At 53.7% G+C, this 25,973-nt stretch carries 28 protein-coding genes; 15 read left to right on the top strand and 13 right to left on the bottom strand.

Going from position 1 to position 25,973, the window contains the following annotated elements; translation table 11 throughout:
• Positions 1-22 precede the first annotated feature (22 nt).
• The gene (locus JMJ16_RS03840; RefSeq protein ID WP_201378525.1) at positions 23-1,192 is read right to left on the bottom strand and encodes a hypothetical protein; all 1,170 of its coding nucleotides are present in this window, start codon (positions 1,190-1,192) and stop codon (positions 23-25) included.
• A 601-nt stretch (positions 1,193-1,793) separates the two neighbouring features.
• On the opposite strand from JMJ16_RS03840, the gene JMJ16_RS03835 reads away from it, so the two are divergent.
• Complete coding sequence (locus JMJ16_RS03835) at positions 1,794-2,627, top strand: LLM class flavin-dependent oxidoreductase (protein ID WP_201378524.1); 834 nt, start codon at positions 1,794-1,796, stop codon at positions 2,625-2,627.
• Between the two features lie 45 nt (positions 2,628-2,672).
• Here the strand turns inward: JMJ16_RS03835 and JMJ16_RS03830 are convergent, their stop codons facing one another.
• On the bottom strand, positions 2,673-3,662 hold the full coding sequence (locus JMJ16_RS03830) for a phosphotransferase enzyme family protein (RefSeq protein ID WP_201378522.1): 990 nt from the start codon (positions 3,660-3,662) through the stop codon (positions 2,673-2,675).
• Positions 3,663-3,667: 5 nt separating this feature from the next.
• Positions 3,668-4,210, bottom strand: a complete 543-nt coding sequence (locus JMJ16_RS03825) for an ATP-binding protein (RefSeq protein ID WP_201378521.1) — start codon at positions 4,208-4,210, stop codon at positions 3,668-3,670.
• A 144-nt stretch (positions 4,211-4,354) separates the two neighbouring features.
• On the opposite strand from JMJ16_RS03825, the gene JMJ16_RS03820 reads away from it, so the two are divergent.
• Together JMJ16_RS03820 and JMJ16_RS03815 are read left to right on the top strand one after the other, a co-directional pair.
• Complete coding sequence (locus JMJ16_RS03820) at positions 4,355-5,287, top strand: YafY family protein (protein ID WP_201378520.1); 933 nt, start codon at positions 4,355-4,357, stop codon at positions 5,285-5,287.
• Between the two features lie 162 nt (positions 5,288-5,449).
• Entirely contained in the window at positions 5,450-5,812 is a 363-nt protein-coding gene (locus tag JMJ16_RS03815) for a VOC family protein (protein ID WP_201378519.1), read from the top strand.
• Between the two features lie 66 nt (positions 5,813-5,878).
• On the opposite strand, the gene JMJ16_RS03810 is transcribed toward JMJ16_RS03815, so the two are convergent.
• Positions 5,879-6,640 carry an SDR family oxidoreductase gene (locus JMJ16_RS03810; protein ID WP_201378517.1) on the bottom strand — a complete coding sequence of 254 codons (762 nt, stop codon included), beginning with the start codon at positions 6,638-6,640 and terminating at the stop codon, positions 5,879-5,881.
• Between the two features lie 146 nt (positions 6,641-6,786).
• Between JMJ16_RS03810 and JMJ16_RS03805 the strand changes: the two genes are divergently transcribed.
• Positions 6,787-7,626 carry an arsinothricin resistance N-acetyltransferase ArsN1 family A gene (locus JMJ16_RS03805; protein ID WP_201378515.1) on the top strand — a complete coding sequence of 280 codons (840 nt, stop codon included), beginning with the start codon at positions 6,787-6,789 and terminating at the stop codon, positions 7,624-7,626.
• 116 nt (positions 7,627-7,742) lie between these two features.
• On the opposite strand, the gene JMJ16_RS03800 is transcribed toward JMJ16_RS03805, so the two are convergent.
• The 3 genes from JMJ16_RS03800 to JMJ16_RS03790 all read right to left on the bottom strand — a co-directional run bounded on the left by JMJ16_RS03800 (position 7,743) and on the right by JMJ16_RS03790 (position 9,732).
• Positions 7,743-8,675, bottom strand: a complete 933-nt coding sequence (locus tag JMJ16_RS03800) for a hypothetical protein (protein ID WP_201378514.1) — start codon at positions 8,673-8,675, stop codon at positions 7,743-7,745.
• Positions 8,676-8,699: 24 nt separating this feature from the next.
• On the bottom strand, positions 8,700-9,026 hold the full coding sequence (locus tag JMJ16_RS03795; protein ID WP_201378513.1) for a PadR family transcriptional regulator: 327 nt from the start codon (positions 9,024-9,026) through the stop codon (positions 8,700-8,702).
• A 184-nt stretch (positions 9,027-9,210) separates the two neighbouring features.
• A complete protein-coding gene (locus JMJ16_RS03790; protein ID WP_201378512.1) occupies positions 9,211-9,732 on the bottom strand; it encodes a DinB family protein in 522 nt (173 codons plus the stop codon).
• Positions 9,733-10,034: 302 nt separating this feature from the next.
• On the opposite strand from JMJ16_RS03790, the gene JMJ16_RS03785 reads away from it, so the two are divergent.
• From JMJ16_RS03785 to JMJ16_RS03775, 3 genes are all read left to right on the top strand, one after another.
• A complete protein-coding gene (locus JMJ16_RS03785) occupies positions 10,035-10,592 on the top strand; it encodes an RNA polymerase sigma factor (RefSeq protein ID WP_236601177.1) in 558 nt (185 codons plus the stop codon).
• A gap of 2 nt (positions 10,593-10,594) precedes the next feature.
• Entirely contained in the window at positions 10,595-11,761 is a 1,167-nt protein-coding gene (locus tag JMJ16_RS03780; protein WP_201378511.1) for a D-alanyl-D-alanine carboxypeptidase family protein, read from the top strand.
• A gap of 226 nt (positions 11,762-11,987) precedes the next feature.
• The gene (locus JMJ16_RS03775; protein WP_201378510.1) at positions 11,988-13,373 is read left to right on the top strand and encodes a transglycosylase domain-containing protein; all 1,386 of its coding nucleotides are present in this window, start codon (positions 11,988-11,990) and stop codon (positions 13,371-13,373) included.
• A 110-nt stretch (positions 13,374-13,483) separates the two neighbouring features.
• Here the strand turns inward: JMJ16_RS03775 and JMJ16_RS03770 are convergent, their stop codons facing one another.
• Positions 13,484-13,633: a hypothetical protein gene (locus JMJ16_RS03770; protein ID WP_201378509.1), complete on the bottom strand. Its 150-nt coding sequence runs from the start codon at positions 13,631-13,633 to the stop codon at positions 13,484-13,486.
• Positions 13,634-13,830: 197 nt separating this feature from the next.
• On the opposite strand from JMJ16_RS03770, the gene JMJ16_RS03765 reads away from it, so the two are divergent.
• Together JMJ16_RS03765 and JMJ16_RS53630 are read left to right on the top strand one after the other, a co-directional pair.
• A complete protein-coding gene (locus JMJ16_RS03765; protein ID WP_201378508.1) occupies positions 13,831-15,168 on the top strand; it encodes a glycosyltransferase 87 family protein in 1,338 nt (445 codons plus the stop codon).
• Positions 15,169-15,220: 52 nt separating this feature from the next.
• Positions 15,221-15,370 carry an AAA family ATPase gene (locus JMJ16_RS53630; protein ID WP_305068091.1) on the top strand — a complete coding sequence of 50 codons (150 nt, stop codon included), beginning with the start codon at positions 15,221-15,223 and terminating at the stop codon, positions 15,368-15,370.
• On the opposite strand, the gene JMJ16_RS03755 is transcribed toward JMJ16_RS53630, so the two are convergent.
• The 4 genes from JMJ16_RS03755 to JMJ16_RS03740 form a co-directional block, all read right to left on the bottom strand.
• Positions 15,367-16,167 (bottom strand): ABC transporter permease, encoded by an 801-nt coding sequence (locus JMJ16_RS03755; protein ID WP_201378507.1) that lies wholly within the window; start codon positions 16,165-16,167, stop codon positions 15,367-15,369. The two genes, JMJ16_RS53630 and JMJ16_RS03755, sit on opposite strands and share 4 nt — an antisense overlap.
• A gap of 7 nt (positions 16,168-16,174) precedes the next feature.
• Complete coding sequence (locus JMJ16_RS03750; RefSeq protein WP_201378505.1) at positions 16,175-17,125, bottom strand: ABC transporter ATP-binding protein; 951 nt, start codon at positions 17,123-17,125, stop codon at positions 16,175-16,177.
• 26 nt (positions 17,126-17,151) lie between these two features.
• A complete protein-coding gene (locus tag JMJ16_RS03745) occupies positions 17,152-17,352 on the bottom strand; it encodes a hypothetical protein (RefSeq protein WP_201378504.1) in 201 nt (66 codons plus the stop codon).
• A 108-nt stretch (positions 17,353-17,460) separates the two neighbouring features.
• The gene (locus JMJ16_RS03740; protein ID WP_201378503.1) at positions 17,461-18,114 is read right to left on the bottom strand and encodes a TetR/AcrR family transcriptional regulator; all 654 of its coding nucleotides are present in this window, start codon (positions 18,112-18,114) and stop codon (positions 17,461-17,463) included.
• A gap of 194 nt (positions 18,115-18,308) precedes the next feature.
• Here JMJ16_RS03740 and JMJ16_RS03735 point away from each other — a divergent pair, with 194 nt between their 5' ends.
• From JMJ16_RS03735 to JMJ16_RS03720, 4 genes are all read left to right on the top strand, one after another.
• Positions 18,309-18,848, top strand: coding sequence for a GNAT family N-acetyltransferase (locus JMJ16_RS03735; RefSeq protein ID WP_201378502.1), 540 nt, complete (start codon positions 18,309-18,311; stop codon positions 18,846-18,848).
• 177 nt (positions 18,849-19,025) lie between these two features.
• Complete coding sequence (locus tag JMJ16_RS03730) at positions 19,026-19,760, top strand: TetR/AcrR family transcriptional regulator (protein WP_201378501.1); 735 nt, start codon at positions 19,026-19,028, stop codon at positions 19,758-19,760.
• Between the two features lie 2 nt (positions 19,761-19,762).
• Positions 19,763-20,695 (top strand): ABC transporter ATP-binding protein, encoded by a 933-nt coding sequence (locus JMJ16_RS03725; protein WP_201378500.1) that lies wholly within the window; start codon positions 19,763-19,765, stop codon positions 20,693-20,695.
• On the top strand, positions 20,692-22,284 hold the full coding sequence (locus tag JMJ16_RS03720) for an ABC transporter permease (protein ID WP_201378499.1): 1,593 nt from the start codon (positions 20,692-20,694) through the stop codon (positions 22,282-22,284). Before JMJ16_RS03725 ends, JMJ16_RS03720 begins: the two co-directional genes overlap by 4 nt.
• 22 nt (positions 22,285-22,306) lie before the next feature.
• Here the strand turns inward: JMJ16_RS03720 and JMJ16_RS03715 are convergent, their stop codons facing one another.
• Positions 22,307-23,353, bottom strand: a complete 1,047-nt coding sequence (locus JMJ16_RS03715) for a quinone-dependent dihydroorotate dehydrogenase (protein WP_201378498.1) — start codon at positions 23,351-23,353, stop codon at positions 22,307-22,309.
• 165 nt (positions 23,354-23,518) lie between these two features.
• On the opposite strand from JMJ16_RS03715, the gene JMJ16_RS03710 reads away from it, so the two are divergent.
• Together JMJ16_RS03710 and JMJ16_RS03705 are read left to right on the top strand one after the other, a co-directional pair.
• Positions 23,519-24,817 (top strand): dihydroorotase family protein, encoded by a 1,299-nt coding sequence (locus JMJ16_RS03710; protein WP_201378497.1) that lies wholly within the window; start codon positions 23,519-23,521, stop codon positions 24,815-24,817.
• Positions 24,818-25,057: 240 nt separating this feature from the next.
• Entirely contained in the window at positions 25,058-25,534 is a 477-nt protein-coding gene (locus tag JMJ16_RS03705) for a hypothetical protein (protein ID WP_201378496.1), read from the top strand.
• Positions 25,535-25,973: the final 439 nt, after the last annotated feature.

Below are 25,973 nucleotides of genomic sequence, written 5' to 3'. Positions count from 1 at the left end.
ATCTCCTTTCACCTACAATAAACTATGAGTCCATATCAGGTGTATTGCTGGTCTGGCTCATTATGCTATTCCTCCAGGGCCTGAGTTGCGGCCAGTCGCCATGATTACTTTGAGGTGGCGGAACCCGGCTCCCTGGCTGGCTGGGATAAGCCGAAGCCTTACCGAGTGTGCGCCCCTGAAGAACCGCGATCATACGATCGAGTGATGTTCGTGTAGGCTGGAGTATGGGCATTTGTTTATCAACGTCGGCTTGTTGGATATTATTTACGGAAAAACTTATTGCTTCTTCCAACCGTTTTAACTCTCTCTCTGCTTGTACTGCCCTCTGAAAACGGATGAGCAAGTTATTCAAGGCCTGCGCAATCTGCCAGAGCACATTATCCTGCGTAAGGGGGGCACGCGCATTGAAATTCCCATTGGCTACATAGACATGCGTTTGCAAGATTTGTTGGATACCAGCTTCGAGGCTGCGCTTCTGGTCGGCCATTTCGTGTTCAAGTTTGGCGATCATCTCTGCCTGATTGGCACGTGCGATGGCTTTCGTCGCACTTATCACCCACAGATAGGTCACGCCTGCCACAAGGAACTGAACGGCAACAGGCCTTATCCAGATAGGCGCAAACTGTGTCTGCAAAACAGCTATGAGATGAGGGTCCTTTGGGGCTTGAAACACTAAGCTCCATGAGATAAAGCCGACGTTAAAGAGGCCTACTATAAAAACACTCGCAGGTGTGATTAAGGAGACTGCCAGGAGCTCACCAAAAACAAACAGCTCATACTGTTGTAGGCTTGGCTCGTCAAACGGTGTCGATGTTAATACCACGAGTATAAGCGCAAGCTCAAATGCCACGGTCAGCAATACGCCAGCCAGGGTCGGCTTCTGGGTTTTGTTCAGTATCAAAGCAAGAATGCAGAAAGGCATCATGCCCAGATCCGCAACAATCACATAGTGATTTGGGAGTGCCAAGCAACCTGGGATAAAAGCGGCAAAACTGATCAGGAGGCAACCAACGATGATACTGAGCAGGCGCGATTTACGTATTGCCTCTCGCTGAACGACACTTGCGGTGACAGAGGCATCAGGAAGCGCAGTCAGGCTGTACCACCACTGAAACAGGCCTTTTGAGGGCGCATCCTGTTGTGTTTCTATAAGCTCGCCGGGAGACCATGGGTGATTCGATATAGTATTCATATGCTCCTCCTTGTCTTGATGCGATGGTGACGGTATTTACTCGTTGGCTTTCCCTGTCTCGTGTTTAACGCTTTGTCCCTTGGATTGCTTACCGCCTGTTACGGCAGGCTCTAGTTAAAACTTTTGCGTAAGAAGGTAATAGATAAGGATAGAGTAGAGCTTTTTTGCTCTACCTACTCAGTAGAAATAAATGTATCATATTTACATGTATTAGTCTATTTTTAATGTGAATGATTTATTAAAAGAGTAAATAGGGGAAGAGGATAAATGAAATAGTTTTAACTTGATAAACAATGCTTAATCGTACTTTGTTTATGCTTTATGGTTGAGTTTCATGCACAAATATTACCTTTTTGTAATGGATATCTCGGTTTTATTTATAGCCTATTTGGGTATTATTGATATGGCGTCGATTAGATGGTGTTTTCAATTGATAAACTGCAGAACTGGCTGCGGTGTTTTGACAGAAAAGCCTATCCAGGCGAATATGATCTTTAGATAGGCTAAAGAGAGGCTAAAAAAGCGGAAATATAGACAGGGGATGTCAGGAATACAGAGTATACTTCTCTCGGTATATGCAAAAGTGAGAGGAGAAGCAGAAATGCATTTTGCTATCAATACACCTAATTTTGGTCTGTATGGCGATGCCAGGCTGCTGGCCGAACTGACCTATGAGGCCGAGGAGGCTGGCTGGGATGCCTTCTTTATCTGGGACCATATAGGGGCAAGCTGGGAGGTGCCGATGGCCGATCCCTGGATCGCTTTGACGGCGATGGCTATGCGCACCCAGCGCATCAAGTTGGGGCCCATCGTGACTCCCTTGCCGCGTCGCAGGCCGTGGAAGGTGGCGCGGGAGGCGGTAACGCTCGACCAACTCTCAGGCGGGCGCTTGATCCTGGGTGTGGGCATTGGCAGCGATTTTGGCCGGGAGTTTAGCTGCTTTGGCGAGTCGAGTGAAGACCACCTGCATGGAGAGATGCTGGATGAGAGCCTGGAGGTGCTTACAAAGCTGTGGAGCGGCGAGACCTTTAGTTACGTGGGGAAGCATTACCAGCTTACAGAGGCACGTTTCCTGCCCTTGCCTGTGCAGCAGCCCCGCATCCCCATCTGGGTAGCAGGCGTCTGGCCCAACAAGAAACCCTTCCGCCGCGCCGCGCGCTGGGATGGTGTCAGCCCCATTGCTGAGGGACGAGAATTGGCACCCGAGGATTACCAGGAGCTAACGGCTTATCTCAAAACACAGCGTCAGAGTAATGAACCCTTCGACGTGATCGCCGCTGGCCACACCACAGGCAGTGATAAAGTGCAGGATCAAGCAACCATACAACCCTTTGCCGAGGCTGGTGTGACCTGGTGGCAGGAGGCTTTTGATTGGAACTACTCACTTGAGCAGGTCCGCACCCGTATCCGCCTGGGACCGCCTACAACTGTTTGAGCATCTTCGCAGGGTTCTCGTCAACAACGATGTTGGGGGAATGTGCTATGAAAAATACATTCTCGCTTTTTCTGCAATCTCTTTCGCTGAGGCATAGCGTCTCCACCACTGCTGCGAAAATGCTGTATTTTCATGTTGCTTGATAGCCTGGACGAAAGAGACAGTGCCAAAGACCAGGGATCGGAAGCGGATCGCATTCGGTAGATAGTCGAGTTCGGCTGGCGTCAGGCAGTGATGAAGGCAGTAGCCTTCGATAGCGGCGCGAATAAGCGCATCTTCTGCCTGGGAAGATGTGCTCGTGATGGGGTCCCAAGGGACCTTCCCATCACAGTTTGTCAGCAAGAAACCTACATCTATACTGGCGGGGCCTATGCCGGCGCCCTCCCAATCTAGCAGCGTTGCCTGCCCAGGCGAGCTTAAAAGAGCATTCGCGGGATGGCAATCGTTGTGAATCAGCGTTACGGGAAGATAGCTGCCGTAGGTGATGGATGCGAGGGCTGTGTCGAGCCATTGGTATTGTGTAATGGCATCGTGCGGCACAGCATGCTCTATTGAGGTCAATTGCTGGCGCGCGAAGGCCAGTTCGCCCGCAGGAAGCATGCCTGCTTTGGGCGGGGTATAGGTAAGTGCTGGCTTGAGGGCATGCAGCCATCCCAGGGCCGTCCCTAGCAGCTTAAAGGACGTGGGTGAATAGTCCAGCGGCGTGCCTGTGAGATACGTTGTCATACAGAGCGTGCGATCCCCTACTGTGACTAACATTGCCCCTTCAGTAGTTGGGATGACGCGCTCCGCAGGATAGTCGACCTCTTCAAAGAAGCGCAGGAGCTGCCCCAGTTCGCCAAGCATAGCCTGGTCATGTGCAGGCGCCAGGCGAAGTATCCAGCTTGTTCCGTCTGTTAGCCCTACCTGGTAGATCAATTTGCCAGTGGCGCTTGGTAGTTGCTGGAGTGTGTCGACCTGAACCCAGTAATACTGGTTGACAAGCTCAAGCAGTATGGCCTGATCAAAGTTTTGCTGGCTATGTCTGTCAAGCATGTGAATTAACTTTCTAGCCCTTTCTCTTTAGGAAATGCGTGCTGAACCCACTCTCCAGGCGGAAGCGAGCCGTCATAGCGGAGTACATGTTCATCTTGGGTTGGTGGGGCGAAATTGTCGACGACATGGGCGAAATCTTCATCCCGCACATCCGCACGTATCCTGGTCTGGCGATTGGCTTGCCATCTGCGGCGGGCCTCAGATAGCGGGATATCTATGAAGATAACTCTGGCGTGGGCGTGGTGCTGCTCGGCTATATCTCGCAGGCGGTCACGCTGCTCCCTGGTGAAATTTGCCGATTCATCAATTACGTCCTCATTCTGGCTGAGATGCGTGGCGATGCGCAGGTAGGCTTCCTGGTAGGTTCGCTCCCACTCTTCTGCTGACATACCGGTCTCGTCGTTCCAGCTGCCTCGCTCGCCATTAATCTCATCGATTGAGACGCGTTTTATTCCTAACCAACTTTCAAGTTCTCTGGCAAGCGTGCTCTTTCCGGTAAAGGGGAAGCCGCATAGGATATATAAAGTACTTGAATAAGATTTTGCCATATCTCGCTCTTTCTATGATTTATTAGAACACAAAGCGATTCTATCAGCAAGAGCGTAATAATACATCGTCCATTTGAACGATGCGCCTGGCTTGACACCTTTTGTATACTATTGGGCACGGTGCTAAAAGGGAGCCATCAGAAAATGAATCGTGTAGATCGATTAACCGCTATGCTTTTGTATTTGCAGGGAGGCAAACGGACGGCCGGGGAGATCGCTCGGCGTTTTGAGGTATCCAGGCGTACAATCTTACGCTATATCGATGCCCTGGGCGAGATGGGCATCCCGATCGTGGCTGAAGTAGGCTCAACTGGTGGCTACTCCCTACCGCCTGATTACTCTTTGCCCCCATTGGCCTTGACCCTGCACGAGGCTTTTCTCTTGCGCCTGGCCCTGAGCAGCCTCTCGCAGTTGGGTGATGTGCCTTTTAAAGGAGAACGTGAGTCGCTGCTGCTCAAGATCCAGACTCTGCTTCCTCGGCATGAGCGTGTAAACCTTGAGCAGTTGCAGCAAGCAGTTTCACTTGATGTGCCATCCTCACGCTCCTATCCTACGCCATTTCTCGACCGGCTGCTGAAAAGCGCCCAGGAAGAGCACTGGGTCTCCGTGAACTATCGCTCTGAGAAGGGTGTCTCACAACAAACGCTCCTGCCATTGCACTTACGCACTACGGCGGGACTCTGGTACTGCGAGGCATATTCCTATGAGCGGCAAGGAACGCGTGTGTACCGCGTGGACCGCTTTCTAGAGGTGAAGGCAGCCATGGAATCCCCCGAGTTGGAACACCCTGCCACCCCTATTCTGCATGTCGATGCTTCTTATCCAGAGGTCCGTATCTACCTGACGGTCCGTGGTATGCTGCGGCTAGAGCATGAGCCACACCTGGGGCCGCGTCTGCAGCGAACTGAGGCAGGGGATGGATGGCTTAGCCTGCAACTGCGCCCGGAGGAGTATGACTGGCTCGTGAGTATTGTTCTGGGCCTGGGAACAGATGCCAGGGTGCTAGCGCCAGAGGAACTGCGCCTACATGTGCAACAAGTAGCGCACGAAATTGCCCATAATTATACCGAATTGTGACATAAGGGTGTCACCATTCATTGCGTATACTTCCCTGTATAGACGACCTCGGGAGAGCGATAGAAGGCATCTATATCTTCTAGCCCTCTCTATTAAGAGGGGTCTGGTATTGATGATTTTGTCACCAATGAAGAATAGATGAGATCAGGAAAGGAAAAAGTTATGGCCAATTATTCAATCGCACATATTGAAATTCCCGCGGTGGATGCTAGCGAGGCCAGCACGTTTTATAACGAGGTTTTTGGCTGGAAAATTGTCACGAACACAGCCCATAATTATGTCACGTTCCAGGCAGAGGATGGTTTGCGCGGAGGTTTTCAAGGACCCCACGAGAAGGCATATCAACCCGGTAGACTCCTGGTCTACCTCGCGACCGATGATATCGATGCTGCTCTCGCCGAGATAGAGGCGCATGGAGGCAAAACCATCGTCTCCAAGACAGTGATTCCCAATATTCTTGAATGGGCCATTTTTGCCGATCCAGCCGGCAATCAAGTCGGCCTCTCTCGCCGCTACAATAGCTAGCTGAGAGTGTGGTCCAGCTTCACACGAATTTCTTCATGTGAAGCCGGGCCGCAAGCATTGCGCCTATTAGCGCCCGCCGCCGATCTCCAGGATGGTTCCTGTCGTGTAGGAAGCTGCCGAAGAAAGCAGCCAGAGAACACCCTCTGCTATTTCATTTGCTGTGCCTGCCCGCTGCATAGGAACGGATGGCGCCAATCGCTCCAGGCGATCAGGCGTGCCACTTGCTGCATGAATATCGGTCTCAATCAATCCAGGAGCGACGGCATTGACACGAATGCCTTCATTGGCAACCTCGCGTGCCAGGCCGATAGTAAAGCTATCAATAGCTCCCTTGGATGCGGCGTAATGGACCCATTCGCCAGCGCCGCCCGTGCGCGCGGCGAGAGAGGAAATATTAACAATGGCTCCGCCTGTGCCACCATGGTGCAGCGACATCCTCCGCACGGCCTCCCGCGCGCACAGGATCGTCCCGACGACGTTGACCGCGAGTACCCGAGTGAGAACCTCTGCATTCACCTCTTCGACGCGAGCAATGCCACCTGTGATCCCAGCGTTGTTTACAAGACCCTGAAGCGGCCCCAACTCTCGCTCCGCTCTCTCAAAGAGGTGCATGACGTCCTCTTCGCGAGCGACATCCCCTTGAACGGCAATAGCTCGACCGCCAGCGGCAACAATATGCGAAACGACCTTCTGGGCAGCGGCCTCATCGCTGGTAAAGTTCACAGCAACGGGATACCCATGGGCTCCGACGAGCCTGGCAACGGCAGCTCCAATCCCACGGCTCGCCCCCGTCACGATGATGGACCCCAACTTCTGTTCTGAAACCATAATTGTTTCGCTCTTTCTACGTATTTTTTCTTTACCTTACCATACTCTCCGTGTCAAGGCGCTTCGAGCGCCTTGACATTCTTGTTGCGTAAAAGATATACTCCGGATAATCGGAAAAATACGGAATAGTATGAACCGGAGGTCGTATGAAAACGGAGGAACTGGTTCCGACGGCGTTGGAGGCGCGGGTGTTGCGTATGTTGCGCGTGCTGGCGAACCCGGCGCGTTTTCGGATTGTCGCCCTGCTGGCTGAACGTAAAGATTGTACCTCGGCGCAGCTTGCCGAGATCCTGCCACTCGCGCAGTCCAGCCTCTTTGATCATCTCGCGCTTCTACGCGAGGCCGAAATTGTGCAGGTCAGCAGTGATGGGCCTAACCGCTATTACTGTTTGGACCCGGCAACGCTCGACTTTCTGGGGGCCTATCTTGGCGGCCTGGGCCAGAGGTCGCGCTCATGGACGGAACTGGTAAAGAAGACTCAGGAGGAGCAGTATATGGAGATTCGTGAAGCCACGCGCGAGGACTCAGCGGCTATTGCAGGTATTTATAACCAGGGCATAGAGGATCGCTCGGCGACGCTGGAGACGCAATTGCGCACGCCAGAGGAGCGGGCCGAATGGTTGAACTCGCGCACGCATCGCCATCCTGTGCTGGTCGCGGTGGATGCGGAGGGAGCAGTGGTGGGCTGGGGATCGCTGAATGCCTTTAACCCGCGGCCAGCTTACGATTATGTGGTAGACTTCTCCGTCTATATCGCGCGCGAGCAGCGGGGGCGCGGCATTGGCGATGCCCTGCTGAGCGCCCTGGAGGTACGTGCGCGCTCGCTGGGCTATCATAAGATGGTGCTGGCGGCCTTCCCAAGCAATGCGCCAGGGATGCGCTTATATGAGCGCCATGAATTTCGTAAGGTGGGCGTCTATCACGAGCAGGGGCTGCTCGATGGGCAATGGGTCGATGTCGTCCTCATGGAGAAGCTCTTGAAGTAACCGCTTGGCGTGGTGCCTCGCGCCTGCGGCGCTCGTTCTGGTTATAGGAATGATGTATGCTGGCAGCCGCAGGCTGCCAGCATACATCATTCCTATAACCAGAGATAACTTTCATATCAGGCGGCGGTTTGTGTGCTTTGCCTGGTCTGGAAGGCATGAATGAGTGATTTGATGGCTATTCCGATAGTTACTACCATGACTAGTAACAGGAGAAGATGGCGTCCTGTATATGCAATTTCATCACCGGGTGCCGTAGAGACACCAACGAGCGTAGGTACGGCAGCAATTAGCAGTGTCACAAAGCTGCTCAGCATTACCACGGTAAGCCCTAGCGCAACGTAGAGCGCGTAATGTGTAATTCGGCGGCTGGGTTCCATGCGCTTAATGGTAGAAACCATGAAGGTCAGGCTTAGTCCCATGCAAATCGCGAAAACGGTCAATATTCCCCAGGTAGAGATGAATGCTGGATTGCCAGTTTTAGAAAGCAGAAATGTAGAGCTAACGGTGAGTACCACCGCAAGGATTGGACTCACGAGCGCCAGCAAGCAACGTAGCAGCGAGCGCGGATTTTTCCCTTTCAGGGCTTGCCAGCCAGCGGCAAGGAGTAGAGGAAGGCCACCGAGCAGGATAAGTATGGGCAACGTGTATAAGCTAGCCGCGATAAATCTCGACAGTATAGGCGAAGTAGGGTCTAAAATAGTAGATAAATCGTAAGGAAAAAGCACCCCCCGGTGATTCATAATCATGTTCGCATGAGCCTGCTCTACTAGCCAGGCTATAAAGAAGAAGAAGGCCGAGGTATAGAGCGCAAGTTCGTTGGTGCGCAATTTTTGTAGCATTGTAGGTATCCTTCCTTGTATAAGAGATTGGTGAGTATAGGCGTCAAAGAGATTGAGTGAGAGATCAAAGATGGTTTTTAGCGAGGGTGGTGAGTCCTCCAGAATTTGTAGCATCTCGTCGGCATAGCGCTCACGCCAGGAAGCAGGATAGGAACCGATCAATCTGCAGGCCCAGCGTTGATAGAATGATGGGGTAGAAGTGTCATGCATCCTACAATATCCTCTTCTCTGTATTTAGGACGTGGCAAGCCTTTGCAGGCCGGTGCTGACAACCTGTTTCATCGTTGAGAGCTGTTCGCGCAGCACGGTCGCGCCCAACTGTGTTATACGATAGGGGCGTCGTCGCTCCTCCAGTTCCAGAGCTTCAATCCAGCCCTGTTTCTCCAGGCGAGCAAGCGCGCCATAGAGTGTGCCCACTTCCAGGTGTGTGCCACAGAATTGCTCAATATCCTGTATCATGGCGTACCCATGTTTGGGACCGCTTGCCAGACTGGACAGGATGAGGAGTGAAGGATCAGAGAAGCGCCCCAGATCCAACTTAGAGTTGCGTGTGATACGCATACTTGATTATCTCCTGCCATTACTTCGTATTACTTACTATGTATAGATATATAGTAAAGCGAAGTAGCGATTTTGTCAAGAGTGGCCTATACCTTTGTCGCGTAAATAGGAGAGATGCCGGTTGCTGGATTTGTCCAGCAACCGGCATCTCTCCTATTACTCTCTAAGTTCTTGAAAGGGTCAGTTACATATTGCCATAGATTCCCGTCAGGCCATGACTGCCAAGGGCGAGGGAAAGCTCGCCTCCGTGGTGGATCTCGTGTTCGAGAACGTGCCAGATAATCCACTGCCGTGAGAATGGAGGGAAGTTTTCACGCTCTTCTTCTCTCAAGGCTGCTGGAGGCTGGAAGACATGCTCAATATCGGCGGGCGTCCAGCGGGCCAGGGCATCGGTAATCATATGCCAGGTGGATTCAAGCCCGGCAACCAGTTCAGCGGCTGTAAGCGGGGGTTGCTCCACTTTATCCGCGGGGTCCCAGTGAGCGATGGGGGCCAGATCGGGACTTCCCTCGCCCATCCAGACCTGGAACCACCAGACCCGGTTGGCTACTATATGTTGGGCCAGCATCCCAATCGTCCATTGATGCGACGGGGCGGGTAATGCCAGTTGTTCGGATGAAAGCGGCGCGATGATTTCGACGAGGTTGCGCTGGTAGATTTGCCAGCCCTTGTAGAACGTAATAAGTGGGAGTGCTTGTTCCTTCATATAGATGTGCTCCTTGCTTCTAGTGTTGCGCTGCCATAGGCGGCGACCTGCTAATCATAGCATGCAGGAGAGCCTAAAACTTCTTCCATCTTGCTCTTTTTTTTCTGAAGGAGGCTCGTTAGGAGGCTCGTTACGCTCGCCTTGGGGTAAGGGGTGCAGGCGCGAAGACACTCAGGGGAGAAGTGCATACTCATGCGACCGAGAAGCGGAAAGCCCTGATGAAACCTCTTTGAGGAGAAAGCCAAATAGCAGAGATGTGTTAACATTTTTGCTAGCAGAGCGATTTATAAAGCAGAAAAGCAATGCTGAGGGAACACATGCGCCAGTTTCAAGCGGAGGTAGGTTTTGAGGATTCACCACTTGCGCTCCTATATGATCGTTACGCGCCCATCATCTTGATGTATATCGCGCGCTATATTTCTTCCAGGGAAGACGCCGATGACCTATTACTGGACGTATTTGTCGCGGCGCTGGAGAACCAGGTCTGGCTTACCTGGAGCGAGGGGGAGCAGCTTGCCTGGCTTCGCCGCATCGCTTACAACAAAGCTATCGATTATTATCGACGTAACGCCCGCCATCCGTCCGTGGCCCTGGAGCAGATAATCGTGACGCACTTTAGCGATGATGAGCGCTCGCCAGAGCAGGTCGCGCTACGTAATGAGGCGCACGCGGTGCTGCGTGCACACCTCTTGAATCTCTCCGACCTGCAACAGGAGATCGTGCGTCTGCGCTTTGGGCATGGCCTGCGCACAAAAGAGATCGCCCAGCGCCTGAATAAAAGCGACGAGGTTATCCGAGTGACGCTCTCACGCGCCCTCAATCTCTTACGTAAGCTCTATCGCCGGCAGAAAGGAGTATAGTTATGGATCATCACGATGAAAAGTTTGCTCCTGAAACCGTCGATGAGCAGATTGAGTTGCACCTGCAACAGCTACCTATAGCCTCGCATACCTCACTAGATACGCGAATGCTCAAGGATTTGCAGCAAATAGCTGCGCAGGATGTCCAGCGGATCGCGCAGGTGAGAGCGCGTCTTGCCAGGTATGCTGTGGAGAATGGAGAGAAGCGTAAGCCTATAGACCTTAGAGAATATCAGGCGGAAACGGCTCCCCTCCTTCATTCGGGTTCTCAGCCTCGCAAACGGAAAGCGCCGGGTGCCAGGCGCCGCCTGGTGACAGTTTTAACTGGCCTGGTAGCCGTGCTGCTCCTCGCGAGCATGCTCACGGTTTTCGCGCGCATCAAACTACAGCAGGAGCAGACTCAACAGAAGATCCATCAAACAGCCACAGTAATCGCGAAGCCTGTTTTGCATGGGAGTAGCGCCTTTCTCCTGGATGCAGATAAGGGTACAGTTCTGGTAGATGTGAATGGTCATGCGCGTGTGTCAGTGGCCCATTTCACTAAATATATGGTCGCCATAACCGCGCTTGAGAATGCCGATCCCAATCAAATGATCACCATAGACCAGGCGAGCCTGGACGCGGTACCAAAGGGATTGACCACGGCGCAGCTAGTTGTAGATGATCGGCTCCCACTGCATGATCTGTTAAATGGACTACTCCTTCCATCAGGTAATGATGCCGCCAGCGTGATTGCATACGCAGTCGGAGGCAATCCGCAAAACTTTGTCGCCATGATGAACGAGGAGGCGCGCCAGTTGCATCTCAACGACACACATTTTAGCAGCCCCTATGCTGTCAGTAGCGCGGACAACTACACCAGTGCCGCTGACCTCGCCAGCATGATGCGTTATGGTCTGCAACTGGGCGACTTTAGTGAAGATATTACTGGGACAATTTATACGCTGCAAGCGTCAGCAAATAACCATAGCTATGTCTGGGAGAACGTCAATCTACCACAGGTAAACGAGCCAGGCGTTGAGTCTGGACATGATAAAGAAATTGGTTATCATGCCATTTTCACGCCCCAAAGCAATGGACATTTACTCATTGGGGTCGAGCTTAACGCGCCATCGCCTGAGGCGCTGAACGCGGATGTCTCAACGATACTTCATTCCGTTAAGCCCTGACAGGTGTATCCAGTATATTGTAGGGTCCATGCTGGCATGGACTAAACGCCTATACCCTGGCGTTGGGCAGATTGCTACGCTCGCAGTCCATGCCAGCATGGACCCTACAATATACTGGCCCTCTTGCAGGAGCGGGGGCGTTCCCTGGGAAGTGAGGGTAGGTTGTGTGCCGCCGTGCCCCCGAATGGGGGTTTTACAAGCACTAACCGATCTATAAGGAGATATTATGTATAAGAAGCGATTAACGTATGTATTTTATATGTTATTGATAAGCATGCTACTCAGCCTTTTGAGCGCTTGTGCAAACAACGTTAGTCTCGGTCAGACTTCATCGCAAAATGGGCCGATTCAGTTTTATGACATTCACAACCAGTTTATCTGCCAGTTGCATAGTCAGAATTCGCAGCTTGATTGCCTGCAACATAAAGATCTCTCGTCAGCGTATTTTATTGATACTGCGGTCAGCGAGTTGGCCAGCGATCTGCATGTAGATGTGGACCATTTGCCCACGACTGCACTGCATGTCGCGACCACGTTGGATCTCGCACTGGAGCATCAGACATACCAGAAGGCGCGGCAGTATATCGCGACGATGTCCGCTACTCACAACATGCATAATGCCTCGGTCGTTGTCCTTGATCCTCATAGTGGCGGCATCCGCGCGCTGGTTGGCAACATGGATACGAGCTATGGGGGAAATCAGGCTAATTTAACAGCTCAGCCATTTATGGTGAGTTCAACCTTCAAACCTTTTATCTACGCGACGGCCTTCGAGCAGGGCATCAGCCCGGGCGAGGTGGTGTATGATGGCCCCTTTTCTGTAGCTACAGGAAACTCAAATGCCGGCGCCTACTCACCTTCTAACTACGACCAAAAATTTCATGGGTATATGTCTTATCGAACCGCCTTACAGACCGAACTGAACATTCCGACGCTCAAACTGTCTGTCAAGCTTGGCCTTCAGGCTGTGAGAAAGAAAGTGCAGGCATTAGGGATAAAAAACGTGGGAGAGCCTTATTACTCCTGGGCTGTGGGGGCCGTATCGCTGAACTTGCTGGATGAAACATCAGCTTACGCTACAATGGCGAATAACGGTATACACATGGATCCACACGCTATTGTAAAGGCTACCTCCTCTGACGGCTACGTGCTCTATCAAGCTTCTATGCAAGGAACGCGTGCTTTGAGTCCTGAGGCCGCTTTTATGATCACGGATGCCCTGAGCGGCACAGCCAGTCAAACCTTGGATTTTGGTATATGTAATCCGCTTGAACTGTATTCTACAAGTCACACACAATGCCAGGCTGGTATTGCTGGCACTGTGCGACCTGCTGCGGTGATGGCTGGCCTGCCCGTAAACTTTCAGGACACCTCGGCTATTGGCTTTACTCCTGACCTGGTCGTGGGTGCCTGGGCGGGTAATAGCAACCATTTACTGATGGGTCCCGATATTAATGACATGGATGGGGCCGCGCAGATCTGGCATGATACGATGCTCCTGGCGGAGGGCAATACACCTGTGAAGGCTTTCCCTGCTCCACCCGCCGATGTCGTGAAAAAGACGGTCAACTATCCCGCGCTGACAACCACCGATTGGTACCAGACTCACTAGCTGGCGAAAACACCAAACTGTAGGGTCTAAGCTGGCTTGGACCCTACAGGCCCACGGGTTGCGCAACGAGGTGCTATATAGGCGTCAGCAGACAGTTTTCGCTACAGCACTCACTCGGCCTTCGCGGTCGCCAGGCCAATGCCACTAAAGCGGTGTGCAGATGCGTTTAGCAGCGTCGTTCGGAGCACGAGATCAACCTTTCTGCATGTCGCTGTAGTACCGCCAGTAATCAGGGCAACTTTTCCAGCTAAACGCGTCATGGCTTTTCCCTTAATTTTTTGCTTTTTTGGCAAGGCAGTAATTTTTTTGGGACCCGAGCGTTAATATATATAGATGGGTCTATTTTATACTGGCTGGTTGATATGAGATAGGTAGTTCACTAGAAGCAGGCTTTATGTGCCAGCCAGTAAACACAGCGTCGCGGGCGCTAAAAAAGTATATGTATGAAGGGAAACGGATGAAACGTATTGCGCGGCATCTCGCGACCTATTACTTGATCTATATCGCTTGTATTATACATCTACTGTTCTATATCTCTGTGAGCAAGACAGGCTGGTTCAATCTCTTTTTCAGCGGGGCCGCGCTGCATGAGGGGGCCAAGGGCATTGACTTCTACCAGGTACCGCGTGGGGCCTGGGCCTTCTGGCATGGTGGTTCGCTGACGGGCGAGCCTCTCTGGAATGGCTCGCAGTATGCCAAAGCGGAGGTCTCGCAGAATAATGTCTACCATCCTTTCTTTACCATTATTATTGGTACCTTTCTGATGCAGTTTGATCCCGCCTCTGCTCCCTATATCTGGCTCTGGAGTAAGCTGGTCATTACGGTGCTGGTCACAAGCTATTTCATCTGGAGTTTTCGTGGGAGTAAGCACCTGGGCTTTGCCGTCTTTATGTTGCTCGCTAACTTTAGCGTCTACCTGGAGCTGGCGGCCTGGCAGTTTCATTTCGTGCTCAATGTCTTCCTCTTGCTCTTTCTGATCAACCTGGTAAAAAATAGGGACGTGGTCTGGCGTGGCATCTTGTACTGGCTGAGTCTACTTGTGAAGCCAATTGGCCTGCTCTTTATTCCATTTTTGTTTGCGAAGGGGAGATGGCGCACTATCGTTGCTGGTGCTCTCTGCTTTGGCCTGACAACCTGGATGTTATCTGACATTGGAGGTTATTATATCGATAACCTCAAGGCAACGCTCTTTAGCCCAGGGGGGGAAGGACCTAATCAGATTATCACCTTGAATGCCCTGCTACGGCATACTTCATTTACGCACTGGCCTGACATTGTCTATAAAATCATCCAATATAGTGTACTGGTTCTAACTATTTTCTGGGCCGCGTTTCGCCGTGTGCATAGGAGCAAGGCCATCTTCCTGGCGGTAGTCTACTATCTCTTCTTCTACGAGATGACATTTGAATACCACTGGAGCACGTTGGCCTACGTGCTCCCCATCTGTGTCGTCTGCTGCCCCGAGTTCCAGACGCGTTGGGCGAAGGCCTGCATGCTCCTGGTCTGCCTGCCAGGCTGCTTTGCGCTTCTCAACGCCCTGCACATCGATGTTACCAACCAGGGCTACTGGGGGCTTATCCCAGGCGAGCAGGCCTGGCAGTTCATGGTGCTCAGCAAGCTCATCCCGGTCTTCCTGCTCTGCGTCTGTGTGCTAATTCCCGACATCAAGCCCATCTTCCGCCAGTTGCGTGCCTTCTGGTCCGCCATGCGCCGCGTCAACGAGCACCTCCAGGTTTTCGGCGCCGCAGAGGACGAAGAGGAAGAGGAGGCGAAGGCGATCCACCTCGCGTTATAGATTATGTTAAACTGAGGCGGAGGTAAACTTAAATATGTAGAAACCCTGGCTAATTATCGTTAATGGCCCGCCGGGAGCGGGTAAGACCACGCTGGCCCGGCGGCTGGCGACCGATCTAAGACTTCCCGTCATTCATCTCTCGACCTCGTTCTCCTCAGATTTTCTCTCTACTCCCACCTGGTTTTTTCTGAGGAGAGTTTAGCCAAAAGAATGCCGTTCCTCGGTATGATAAGCCAGGATCGCCAGCCCGAAGAATATTACTCCATAGAGGGCGAGCAGCCACACTGCGTCGCCGATTGACCCGGTTTGCACTCCAACCGCATTCCAGGCAAGCTGGGCCAGTCGATAGAAGGGCGAGTAGGGGGCGATGTTTTGCAAGATATCGGGAAGTTGCGCGAGCGGGACGAAAACCCCCGAGGCAAATGCCAGGATGAAGAATGATAGGTTAATGATGGGGGTCGCTCCTGTTGGATTGACCACATTGCCGATGGCAAAGCCGAGTGCGATAAAAGGCAACACTCCCAGGAGCAGGGAGGCGATCAGGGTGATCCACGAGATGGCGCTGAGTTGCACGCCGCCGACCACAAAGGCAAAGCCGCTGAGGGCGAGCAGCATCACCAGGGCAGACAGCAGTGCTGTCACCATTTTAGCCAGGAGGTAGATTGAGGCAGGCAAGGGTGTGGCTCGCATCAGAACATTTACGCGTTGCCCTCGCTCATTGGCAATGCTCACACCAAAGGAATAGAGCATGACACTGATGATACAGTAGGTGCCAACAGCGGCAAGTGCATAGACATGCCTGCTGACGCCGCCCTCCAGACTGTTCGCTTTGCCCAACCCTCCCAGAAGGCTGTAGAGGACGAGAGGTAGCACCAGGCCCGGTACAAGAAAACTGGGGGTGCGCCACAGGCGCAACACTTCTGCCTGCACCTGGCGCCAGAGCATTACCCCCAAAGGCGCGAGTCGTGTGCGAATAGATGATGACTTATGTATTGACATGCGTTATTCAGGCTCCTTCTTGCTCTGATTGGTCCCTGGTGAGATGGAAGAAGGCTTCTTCCAGGCTCGCCCCCGTGATCGTTAGATTCGTAATCTCCACCGGCTGGGTGAACAAAGCGCGCAGCACGGTTTCCAATTTCGGTGTTAGCAAGCTGACATGATGTTCTCCCAATTCAAGTTGTTGCACCGGGAGTTGGGCAAAGAACTCAGGCTGAAGCGGCTCGCTCATATTGAAAGTGACGCGGTTGTTGGTCACCAGGGCTTTCAGTGCTGCCGGTGAAGCATCGGCACGCACCTGACCATGATCGATGAGGATAATTCGTTCGGCCAGGGCATCCGCTTCTTCCAGGTAGTGTGTGGTCAGCAGGATGGTCTTCCCCTGCTGCACAAAAGCGCGAATCTGCTCCCAGAAACGGTGGCGTGCCTCTACATCGAGTCCAGCGGTGGGCTCATCCAGGAAAAGAACATCGGGATCGCCACAGATGGCCAGCGCGAAATAGAGTCGCTGGCGCTGCCCACCAGACAACGTTCCGACTGAAGCCGCCGCTTTCTTCTTCAGACTTGCCATCTCAAGCACCTGGGTGAGGGGCAAGGAATGTGGGTAATAGCTGCGAAAGAGCGTGATGGTCTCGCTTACCGTGAGGTTGAGCGGCACACCAGATTCTTGCAGCATGATGCCACAACGACTCCGCACTCGGCGATCACGAGGATCATGGCCAAGCAAGCGAACCTGGCCGTGGGATGGACGACGCAGGCCCAGCATCAGGCTGATGGCGGTGGTCTTTCCCGCGCCGTTTGGACCAAGCAGCGCCACTACCTGGCCTTGGGGAATGGCAAAGCTCACTTGTTGCAGAGCCTGTACACCCCCGAAGGACTTTGAGGCGTTTTGTAGTTCGATGGCCGGAATCTGGGACACCGCTTCCATTGCCTTCGCTGTATCATTGGACGAAGCGATCATTGTGCGTACCTCCTGTAATCTCAGAATTATTCATCGCTCTCGTCCTCTTGTACTTTGTGCCGCATTTTAAACAGGACCCGCAAGAAGACGAAGGCAAGAAGGGCGAGAAGGATGATTGGCAGGGGTTGCACCTTCCCGGCAGCAACCATGCGATATACCAGATAAGCCGCAAGGGCAAGGATAATCCCAAGCGTGGGAAGAGGTGGCAAGCGTAATAGGCCGAGCATTTTCTTTCCTTTCAAACAAAGCACGGATTCCTAATTCGTTACTCAGCTAACTAATTATTGAGACAAAAAAACACTCAACCATACGGGCAAGTCGATGCCTTTCGGGTGCTACTCTGGATAGGTTTGTTCTGCGCGAGGTAGTAGGCCATAAGTATAGAGCGCGGCCATCGTTTCCGCTAAGCTCTCGAGATCGGGTTGTGACGGGCCGCCCTGTCCACGCATGGTAACAGTAGCAATCAAGGTACGTGTCAGCATATGCGACACGAGTGTTGGGTTCAGGGCATTAAATTGTTTCCGCGCTATTCGCGCTTCCAGGTATTCACGAAATCGCTGTGTCAGGTGCCTAGCCAGGCCAGTGATCGCTCGCCGTTCCTCTGTGTTACTCAACTCTCCAACAGGTATGCGGCTTCCAGCGACCTGATACATAATGCGAAGTAAATGGCTGGCAGGAGGAGTAGATAAAATCAGCACGATTCCACTCAGTAGCTGCGCCAGGCCATCCGCCGGGCTGGCCTCATCTACTTGTGCAAAAACAGTGTCAAGCTGCTCAATCACCTGCGCAGTATAATAGGCAGAGGTGGCAAAGTAGACATCTGCCTTACTTGCAAAGTAGAAGTAGATCAGACCTTGATTCACTTCTGCGCGCTCGGCAATGGCTTTATTGGTCGCTGTCCCAAATCCCTGCTCAGCAAAGATCTCCAGGGCAGCATCCAGGATTTGCTGGCGTCGATCAACGCCTGGAACGACTGGTTTGCGTGGCATCGCTTGCTTCTCCGTCTACAATTTATTAGCTAGCTGAATAAATAATAAATGCAGGAGCCCATTTTGTCAAGGACAAGACGAAGAAGTGCCAAACTTTGAGGTCTTCAGGATGCTTGTACAGCATATTACTGGCATCAGGCCGTAAGCGGGTATGAGAAGCTTTCCTAACATACAAAAGAAGGTGGTATTTTAGCATGACTTCGTTTACTGATTCATCAATCGCTGTGGTTCGTCCAGAGGAGGCAGAGCGCATCCTACCCGATTTGATAGCGCTTTTGCGAGATACTGTGGATTCCGGTGCCTCTGTAGGCTTTATCCCACCCTTGGGCGAGGACGAGGCGCACCAGTACTGGCAGGGGGTCTTCAGCAATGTAGAGCAGAGTACGCATATTCTGCTCGTGGCGCGTGAGGATGGACGTGTCGTTGGCAGTGTGCAGTTGGAACTGGCAACAAAAGCCAACGCTCTACATCGAGCCGAGGTGCAGAAGCTCTTCGTTTTGCAGAGCCAGCGCCGTCGCGGCACGGGGCGCGCTCTTATGCAGGCAATCGAGCAGGTGGCACGCGAGCATAAGCGTACCCTGCTCGTGCTGGATACCCGTGAGGGCGATGTCGCCGAGAAGCTCTACCGCAAAATTGGCTATCAAGAGGTCGGCGTTATTCCCGCCTATGCCCTGAACGCGAACGGCGAACTGGACGGAACCATCATCTTCTATAAAGCACTCCCGCTCGCATAAAGCTTGAAATTTTTAAGGGCAGAATAAAGGGTCAGGTTATCTGGAAGCAGCGCTTCCAGATAACCTGACCCTTTATTCTGCCCTTGACTTTTAGCTTCCAAAGATATACGCTATGACCAGATAAGCACGATGACTAACTTTGATGATTTGGTCATGGAATAAAAGAGGAGATAGAGATTGCCGAGCTTAGATGAGAGGGAGCAGGAGAGAGGCGAGGAACGCTCACGACGCCAGGCGCGTGCGGATCGTATTCTGGATGCCGCGAAGGAACTGTTACAACGCTGGGGATACAAAAAGACGACAATTGACGATATCGCGAAACAGGCCAATGTGGCGAAGGGAACAATCTATCTGCACTGGAAGACACGTGAGGTACTCTTTGAGGCGCTGCTGGTACGTGAGTGGCTATCTGTCCTCGCGGATCTCCGGAAGCGGCTTGCGAGCGATCCTACTGGGGTGATGCTCAGCTCACTGACCAGGCACCTGGTTTTGATTGCCGTCGACAATTCATTGTTTCGGGCCGTGCTGCTACGTGATACTGAGACGCTGGGCGACTTGATCCACTCCAGCGCGGGACAAAATCTCGTACAGATCCGCCTGGGAACATCTATGCCATACCTGGAACTGTTACACGATAATGGCCTGTTGCGCAGCGACATCGATATGGAGACGCAGATTAAGATGATCTCGGCTATCAATATTGGTTTCTTTGTCGCAGACAGGTTCTTGCCACCAGGTTCTCGCCTGGCGCCTGAAGAGCTAGCGGAGGCGCTCGCGCTAACTCTGCATCGCACCTTTGAGCCCGAAGAGCCGCCCGCTCCCGAGGCCCTTGATAAGGCAATGCACATCTTTAATCAATTACTGGACCAATTTGCCAACGCCATCGCACGCCAATATAAGGAGATAGAATAGTCATGACAATAGCGATTGAAGTCGCTGGTCTAGTCAAAGCGTTTGGCCAGACGCGCGCGCTGAATGGACTTAATTTGTCCGTGCGTGCCGGTGATGTGCATGGCTTCCTGGGTCCCAACGGAGCCGGAAAAACCACGACCTTGCGTATACTGCTCGGTCTGCTGCGTGCTAATGCTGGCTCAGTTCGGCTGCTCGATGGAGACCCGTGGGAGGATGCTATCAAGCTGCACCGCCGCCTTGCCTATGTGCCCGGCGATGTCACTCTGTGGCCCAACTTCTCTGGTGGCGAGGTGATTGACTTGCTTGGTCGTTTGCGAGGCGGCCTTAACCCGCAACGTCGTGCGGAACTATTGGAGCGATTTGAGCTTGATCCAAGGAAAAAGGCTCGTACCTACTCGAAAGGGAATCGGCAGAAGGTTGCCCTGGTCGCGGCGCTGGCTTCCGATGTGGAGCTTCTCATTTTGGATGAGCCAACCTCCGGTCTCGACCCACTCATGGAAGCTGTGTTCCGTGATTGCATCGCGGAGGAGCGCCGGAAAGGGCGTACCGTCTTGCTCTCCAGTCACATTCTCGACGAGGTGGAAGCCCTCTGCGACCGGGTTAGCATCATTCGCAATGGTCGAACGGTGGAGAGTGGGACGCTGGCCGAACTACGCCACCTCACACGAACCTCGCTCAGGGCTGAGCTGGCAAAGGTGCCATCCGGGCTGGCCGAGTTGCCCGGCGTGCATGGCTTGCGGGTCGAGGGGAGCCAGGTGCGCTGCGAGGTAGATACTGCTGAGCTGAACAGTGTGCTGCACTACCTTACGTCGCTTGGTCTGCGAAGCCTGGTAAGCCAGCCACCGACTTTGGAGGAATTGTTCTTGAGGCATTACCAGACGCAGGAATCGGCGGACAATGGTTCGCGTAGCAGGTCCGTGGAGATATCCAAATGAATACCCTTGTTGGCACCGGCTCGCTGATCCGCTTGATCTTGCGGCGGGACCGGCTCATACTCCTTATCTGGATCGTGGCATTGGCTGCTCTTACGGTCGGCGTCGCGGCAGCCTTACCCAAAACGTATCCCACCGTTGAGGCACGCCAGGCATTTGCCAATGAGACGACAAACAATCCAACGGAGATCATGATGATCGGACCCGTGTTCGACCCATCCATTGGTGGCCTTACAGCGTGGCGAACACGAGGGTGGGGCTTACTCGGATTAGGCCTGGCAAGCCTGCTCACAGTCATTCGCCATACCCGCACAGAAGAGGAATCAGGCAGAAGTGAATTGTTGGGTTCGACTGTGGTAGGTCGGCATGCAGCGTTATCGGCCAGCCTGATCGCGACGTTTGCTGCTAACCTGGTAGTGTCCGCTCTTATCGCTGGCGGATTGATTGGCCTGGGTCTCCCAGCCTCAGGATCTATTGCGCTCGGCCTATCGTTTGCCGCCGCCGGGTGGATTTTCGCCGCACTTGGAGGCGTAGCCGCTCAGTTGACGACAAGCGCTGGAAGCGCCAGGGGCATCATGGGCGCCTTTCTGGCTCTGCTCTATGTATTGCGCGCCTTGGGTGATGTGCGCGGAGCCTCCTGGTTGGTATGGGTGTCGCCGTTCAGTTGGGCTGAAAATGTTCATCCCTTCGCTCACGAATCCTGGGGTTTCTTCGTACCTATGCTTGGCCTTGTCATCATACTTATTGCTGTGGCCTATACACTTGCCTCACGACGCGACCTTGGCGCTGGCTTGCTGCCATCACGGCTCGCCTCTGCTACGGCCTCACCAGGCTTGCGTAACGCACCTACTTTAGCCTGGCGACTACACTGGGGGACGCTGCTTATCTGGGTTATCGCCTTTGCCGGGTTTGGTGCGGCTCTAGGTGGTGTCGCTCAGAGCGCGACAGAGCAGTTGAACGCCAGTAGCCAGCTCAATGCCCTGATTGCCAATGTAGGCACTAACGCGCGCCCGGTCGATGGCTTCTTCGCCTTGATCATCTATCTCCTGACCCAGGCTCTCTCAGTGTACGCGATCCAGACCACGCTCCGGCTGCGCTCTGAGGAGACGGCAACGCATGCTGATCTTGTCCTGGCGACCCCAGTTAGTCGTGTACAGTGGGTAACCAGTCATCTGCTTCTGGCGTTTGCTGGTCCAGCGGTTGTATTGGGCGCTCTTGGCCTGGCGATGGGCCTTGTATATGGATTGAGCACGGGCGACGTAGCTTATGAGCTCCCGCGCCTCCTGCTTGCTACGCTTGTACGGCTGCCCTCAATCTGGGTGCTAGTCGGGATTACGATGGCGTTATACGGCTTCTGGCCTCGCGTGGCCGGATACTTAAGCTGGATTGTACTGGCGGGTTTCCTGGTCCTGGAACTACTTGTTGAGCTGCATCTAGCAAACTCATCCATATTGATCATCTCACCGTTTGTCTACGCCTCCCGTCTGCCAGCAGCGCAATTGAGCATCGCGCCCCTCGGTGGTCTGGTCTGTGTAGCCGCGATACTCACCCTCACCGGGTTGCTCGGCTTCCAGCGCCGGGATGTTGGCTAAACGGCCCTGTGCGTCGGGCAGCCTATTTTCTGTCTAGGACTTTATTGATCTGTTTGACGATGCCGGGACCTTCGTAGATGAAGCTGGTATAGATCTGGATCAAGCTGGCGCCTGCGTCAAACATGCGCCTGGCGTCGTCTGGACCGAAGATGCCGCCGACGCCGATGACAGGGGTCTTACCGTCTAGCTTTTTGCAGAGGTAGCGCACGATCTCCAGGGAGCGTGTGTGCAGTAGGCGCCCACTGAGTCCGCCAGCCTCGCTGGTGCTGCGGGTCAGGCCCTCGCGTGAGAGCGTGGTGTTGGTGGCGATGATGCCCCGAATGCCACGTGCCAGGCAGACCTCAATGACGTCGTCGATCTGTTCCTGGGTGAGGTCGGGCGCGATCTTGACCAGAACTGGCTTCGGCGTTGTGCCCTTCTCTGAGGCGATGCTCTGTGTTTCCTGGACGACGGCGTGGAGCAAGCGATCCAGTGGCTCTTTATCCTGGAGCTTGCGCAGGCCGGGTGTGTTGGGTGAACTGACGTTGACGGTGAAGAAGTTGGAGAAGTCATGCAGCTTGTGCAGGGAGTAGAGATAGTCTTCGATAGCCTCTTCTTGAGGCGTAACCTTAGATTTGCCGATGCTCCAGCCAATGGGAATCGAGGGGCGAGGAAGTCGGGAGAGGCGTTGCGCAACGGCGTCGGCGCCATCATTGGGAAAACCCATACGGTTGATGAGTGCGTCGTTCTCTGAGAAGCGGAAGATGCGTGGCCGCTCATTGCCGGGCTGGGCATAACGCGTCACAGTGCCGGCCTCGATAAAGCCAAAGCCCATTGCAGCCAGCCCCGGAAGCGCAATCCCATTCTTGTCAAAGCCGCCCGCCAGGCCAATCGGGTTGGGAAAGTGTACGCCAAAGACATCGCGTGCCAGGCCGGGTGAGTTGTACGCGTTGGCTACCTCGATAGTCTTGAGCAGGGCCGGATAGTGAGAGATCCAGGCCAGGCGATTCATCAACCAGTGGTGCGCGTCCTCCGGGTCACCAGCGGATAAACGATACATAACAGGGCGAATAAGGGCTTTATATAGCATGGGCTCCTATCTCTCCAAACTCATCAAGCAATAGAACAGCGTTTCAAGTATAATGGTAATTCAAGAAATGGGCAATAGGAGGTGAGTGTATAGGTTCTGTTTGCTGGACGGAGGCCAGCAAACAGAACCCATACACTCACCTCAGGTATAGAAGGAGAGATGGATATGTTGATTCGTCATGGGCTTGTGGCCTCGACATATGCGCCAACGCGGCTCGATATTCGTGTGCAGAATGAAAGTATCGTCCAGATTGCGCCCGAACTTACGCCTGAGCCGGGCGAGGACGTGATTGACGCCGAAGGCCTGCTTGTTCTGCCTGGTTTTATTGATACGCATGTGCACTTTCGCGATCCCGGCGCGACCCACAAGGAAGACTTTTATACGGGTACACTGGCCGCGCTGGCGGGTGGCGTGACGACTATTTTGGATATGCCCAATACGCAACCGCCAACCGATAGTCTGCCGCATCTGACCGCGAAGGCAGCTATTGCCGGCACCAAGGCCGTGGTCGATTATGGTTTCTACCTGGGCGCGACTGATACCAATATTGAAGAGGCCGCCACCATCGCGCGCGAGGTCGCGGCCATGAAGCTTTATATGGGTTCCTCCACTGGCTCGCTGCTGGTGACCGAGTTTTCTCCCATCTACCGCCATTTCTCGACTTTTCCCCTGGAGAAACCCATTGTCGTCCATGCAGAGGATGAGCAATCGCTCAAGTATTTTGGCGCGCTAGGTTTGCAAGACCACAACCAGGCGCGCCCCCCTGTCAGCGCACAGATCGCACTGGGGCGGGCCATCGCCATCGCTGAGAAGACCGGGCGGCGTCTCCATGTTGCGCACACCACCACTCAGCGCGAGATGGAACTGATTCACGAGGCTAAGCAGAAGGGGGTACGTGTCACCTGCGAGGTCACGCCCCTGCACCTCTTCTTGAACGAGGAGGACCAGCATCGCCTGGGCAACTTCGGCAAGGTCAACCCGCCCTTGAGAAGCAAAAGCGATCAGGCGGCGCTCTGGCGCTACTTCAACATCATCGATACCATCGGCACAGATCATGCTCCCCATACCCGTGAAGAGAAGGAACAGCCATACAGTAAGGCACCATCGGGTATGACGGGTGTGCAGACTATGCTCCCCCTGCTGCTCAATGCCGTAAGCCAGGGCAAAGTCAGCCTGGAGGCCGTGATCGAGCGCTGTGTCGTCAACCCGGCGGAGATCTTTGGTCTCAAGACCAAGGGCGCGTTACAGGTAGGGAAGGATGCCGATATCGTCCTGATCAATCCCGAGGAAGAGTACGTCATTAGCAACGAGCAGATCCTCTCGCGCTGCGGCTGGACTCCTTTTGCTGGAACGCGCATCAAAGGCAAGGTTCAGCGTGTCTTCCTGCGGGGCCACCTGGCCTATGACCAGGGGAGAGTGCTTGCCCAGCCCGGCAGCGGCAAGCCAGTTGCTTACCAGGGATAGATGAGCGAGCGGGGTAAGATATGTGGGTGGAAAACGGCTTTGCCGTTTTCCACCCACATATCTTACCTTCCTGATTTGCTCCTTGACACACATCATTTCATGGTATATATTTATCTCGCAATAAGGTCATCCCAAAAAGGGGTGGCCTGTTTTGTTTGGAAAAGACGGAAAAGAAGGCACGCCTGTTGTCAAAACAGGCGTGCCTTCTTGCTGTCACAAAAAAAGCAAAGGAGCGTTTTGATGATCTCTAACCACGTTTCTATCGATACCCTACCAGCGGAAGAGGCCACGAACCGGCTACAATCATACCTCACAACCTGGACGGCGTATGCCTGCGCCCTGGCGCAACAGGGAGCGCTTAGCCCGGAAGATGCGGCGCGCCTCTTTATGCAGCCAGTGCCGCTTGCGGCTGGAGAGCGAGCAGACGCGCAGTTACTTGAGCGCCAGGCGAGGCAGAGCGCCACAGTCATGGCCTTGATGCATGGTGCCAGCAATGTCTCTCTGGAACGAGAAGGCGATAGCTGGCTGTTAAAGGCCGCCTTGGGTGTGCTACGCGAGCACCTGAAAGCCTGGCACGTAGAACTGGCCTTTTTTGCCCGCTGGCTAGGTGAGCAGGCGCGTCTTGTAGGCGTGGTGAAGGGCATCGATTATACCACCTGGCTTGAGGGCGACGTGTTGCACATGTGCTTGAGCTTGCTGGAGCCTGACCAGGCTTAAAAATCGGATTTGTCTGTAGGGTGCTACTTGCGTACGCACCTACTGCAAAATGTAGGTGCGTACGCAAGTAGTACGCTTTATATCTGCTATACAAGTAAGGGAGCTGTGGCGGGAACATGGCACGCATGCGCGCTTGTAGTTTGGGCGAGGGATCACCCCATTCACGCAGGGCGAAAGTCTCGGGATTGTGCGTGCCATGCAGCCCATTTCCCTTTGTTGTGCTACTTGCCATAGGGCCGTCGTTAGTAAGTACAAGGTGGAGCTTGTGAGGATGCTGGGAAATGCTTAGGGTGCAGTGCTGAGCCCGGCTATGTTTGATAATGTTGGTGACTCCCTCACGTATCACCCAGCCTAGGACGGCTTCAATGGTGGCTGGCAGTGGCGGCAGGCAGTGGCATAAAGGTCCACGGGGCGGCAAAGTAGGTCGTCGCTGTATAAA

This window comes from Ktedonobacter sp. SOSP1-52, from assembly GCF_016587395.1.
The sequence above is the reverse complement of the archived record's forward strand: the minus strand, read 5'-3'. Positions and strand labels throughout refer to the sequence as shown.

What these genes read in the sequence shown, in the direction of transcription:
- JMJ16_RS03840 (WP_201378525.1), bottom strand. Translation starts at nt 1,192, where the DNA reads ATGAATACTATATCGAATCACCCATGGTCTCCCGGCGAGCTTATAGAA.
- JMJ16_RS03835 (WP_201378524.1), top strand. Translation starts at nt 1,794, where the DNA reads ATGCATTTTGCTATCAATACACCTAATTTTGGTCTGTATGGCGATGCC.
- JMJ16_RS03830 (WP_201378522.1), bottom strand. Translation starts at nt 3,662, where the DNA reads ATGCTTGACAGACATAGCCAGCAAAACTTTGATCAGGCCATACTGCTT.
- JMJ16_RS03825 (WP_201378521.1), bottom strand. Translation starts at nt 4,210, where the DNA reads ATGGCAAAATCTTATTCAAGTACTTTATATATCCTATGCGGCTTCCCC.
- JMJ16_RS03820 (WP_201378520.1), top strand. Translation starts at nt 4,355, where the DNA reads ATGAATCGTGTAGATCGATTAACCGCTATGCTTTTGTATTTGCAGGGA.
- JMJ16_RS03815 (WP_201378519.1), top strand. Translation starts at nt 5,450, where the DNA reads ATGGCCAATTATTCAATCGCACATATTGAAATTCCCGCGGTGGATGCT.
- JMJ16_RS03810 (WP_201378517.1), bottom strand. Translation starts at nt 6,640, where the DNA reads ATGGTTTCAGAACAGAAGTTGGGGTCCATCATCGTGACGGGGGCGAGC.
- JMJ16_RS03805 (WP_201378515.1), top strand. Translation starts at nt 6,787, where the DNA reads ATGAAAACGGAGGAACTGGTTCCGACGGCGTTGGAGGCGCGGGTGTTG.
- JMJ16_RS03800 (WP_201378514.1), bottom strand. Translation starts at nt 8,675, where the DNA reads ATGCATGACACTTCTACCCCATCATTCTATCAACGCTGGGCCTGCAGA.
- JMJ16_RS03795 (WP_201378513.1), bottom strand. Translation starts at nt 9,026, where the DNA reads ATGCGTATCACACGCAACTCTAAGTTGGATCTGGGGCGCTTCTCTGAT.
- JMJ16_RS03790 (WP_201378512.1), bottom strand. Translation starts at nt 9,732, where the DNA reads ATGAAGGAACAAGCACTCCCACTTATTACGTTCTACAAGGGCTGGCAA.
- JMJ16_RS03785 (WP_236601177.1), top strand. Translation starts at nt 10,035, where the DNA reads ATGCTGAGGGAACACATGCGCCAGTTTCAAGCGGAGGTAGGTTTTGAG.
- JMJ16_RS03780 (WP_201378511.1), top strand. Translation starts at nt 10,595, where the DNA reads ATGGATCATCACGATGAAAAGTTTGCTCCTGAAACCGTCGATGAGCAG.
- JMJ16_RS03775 (WP_201378510.1), top strand. Translation starts at nt 11,988, where the DNA reads ATGTATAAGAAGCGATTAACGTATGTATTTTATATGTTATTGATAAGC.
- JMJ16_RS03770 (WP_201378509.1), bottom strand. Translation starts at nt 13,633, where the DNA reads ATGACGCGTTTAGCTGGAAAAGTTGCCCTGATTACTGGCGGTACTACA.
- JMJ16_RS03765 (WP_201378508.1), top strand. Translation starts at nt 13,831, where the DNA reads ATGAAACGTATTGCGCGGCATCTCGCGACCTATTACTTGATCTATATC.
- JMJ16_RS03755 (WP_201378507.1), bottom strand. Translation starts at nt 16,167, where the DNA reads ATGTCAATACATAAGTCATCATCTATTCGCACACGACTCGCGCCTTTG.
- JMJ16_RS03750 (WP_201378505.1), bottom strand. Translation starts at nt 17,125, where the DNA reads ATGATCGCTTCGTCCAATGATACAGCGAAGGCAATGGAAGCGGTGTCC.
- JMJ16_RS03745 (WP_201378504.1), bottom strand. Translation starts at nt 17,352, where the DNA reads ATGCTCGGCCTATTACGCTTGCCACCTCTTCCCACGCTTGGGATTATC.
- JMJ16_RS03740 (WP_201378503.1), bottom strand. Translation starts at nt 18,114, where the DNA reads ATGCCACGCAAACCAGTCGTTCCAGGCGTTGATCGACGCCAGCAAATC.
- JMJ16_RS03735 (WP_201378502.1), top strand. Translation starts at nt 18,309, where the DNA reads ATGACTTCGTTTACTGATTCATCAATCGCTGTGGTTCGTCCAGAGGAG.
- JMJ16_RS03725 (WP_201378500.1), top strand. Translation starts at nt 19,763, where the DNA reads ATGACAATAGCGATTGAAGTCGCTGGTCTAGTCAAAGCGTTTGGCCAG.
- JMJ16_RS03720 (WP_201378499.1), top strand. Translation starts at nt 20,692, where the DNA reads ATGAATACCCTTGTTGGCACCGGCTCGCTGATCCGCTTGATCTTGCGG.
- JMJ16_RS03715 (WP_201378498.1), bottom strand. Translation starts at nt 23,353, where the DNA reads ATGCTATATAAAGCCCTTATTCGCCCTGTTATGTATCGTTTATCCGCT.
- JMJ16_RS03710 (WP_201378497.1), top strand. Translation starts at nt 23,519, where the DNA reads ATGTTGATTCGTCATGGGCTTGTGGCCTCGACATATGCGCCAACGCGG.
- JMJ16_RS03705 (WP_201378496.1), top strand. Translation starts at nt 25,058, where the DNA reads ATGATCTCTAACCACGTTTCTATCGATACCCTACCAGCGGAAGAGGCC.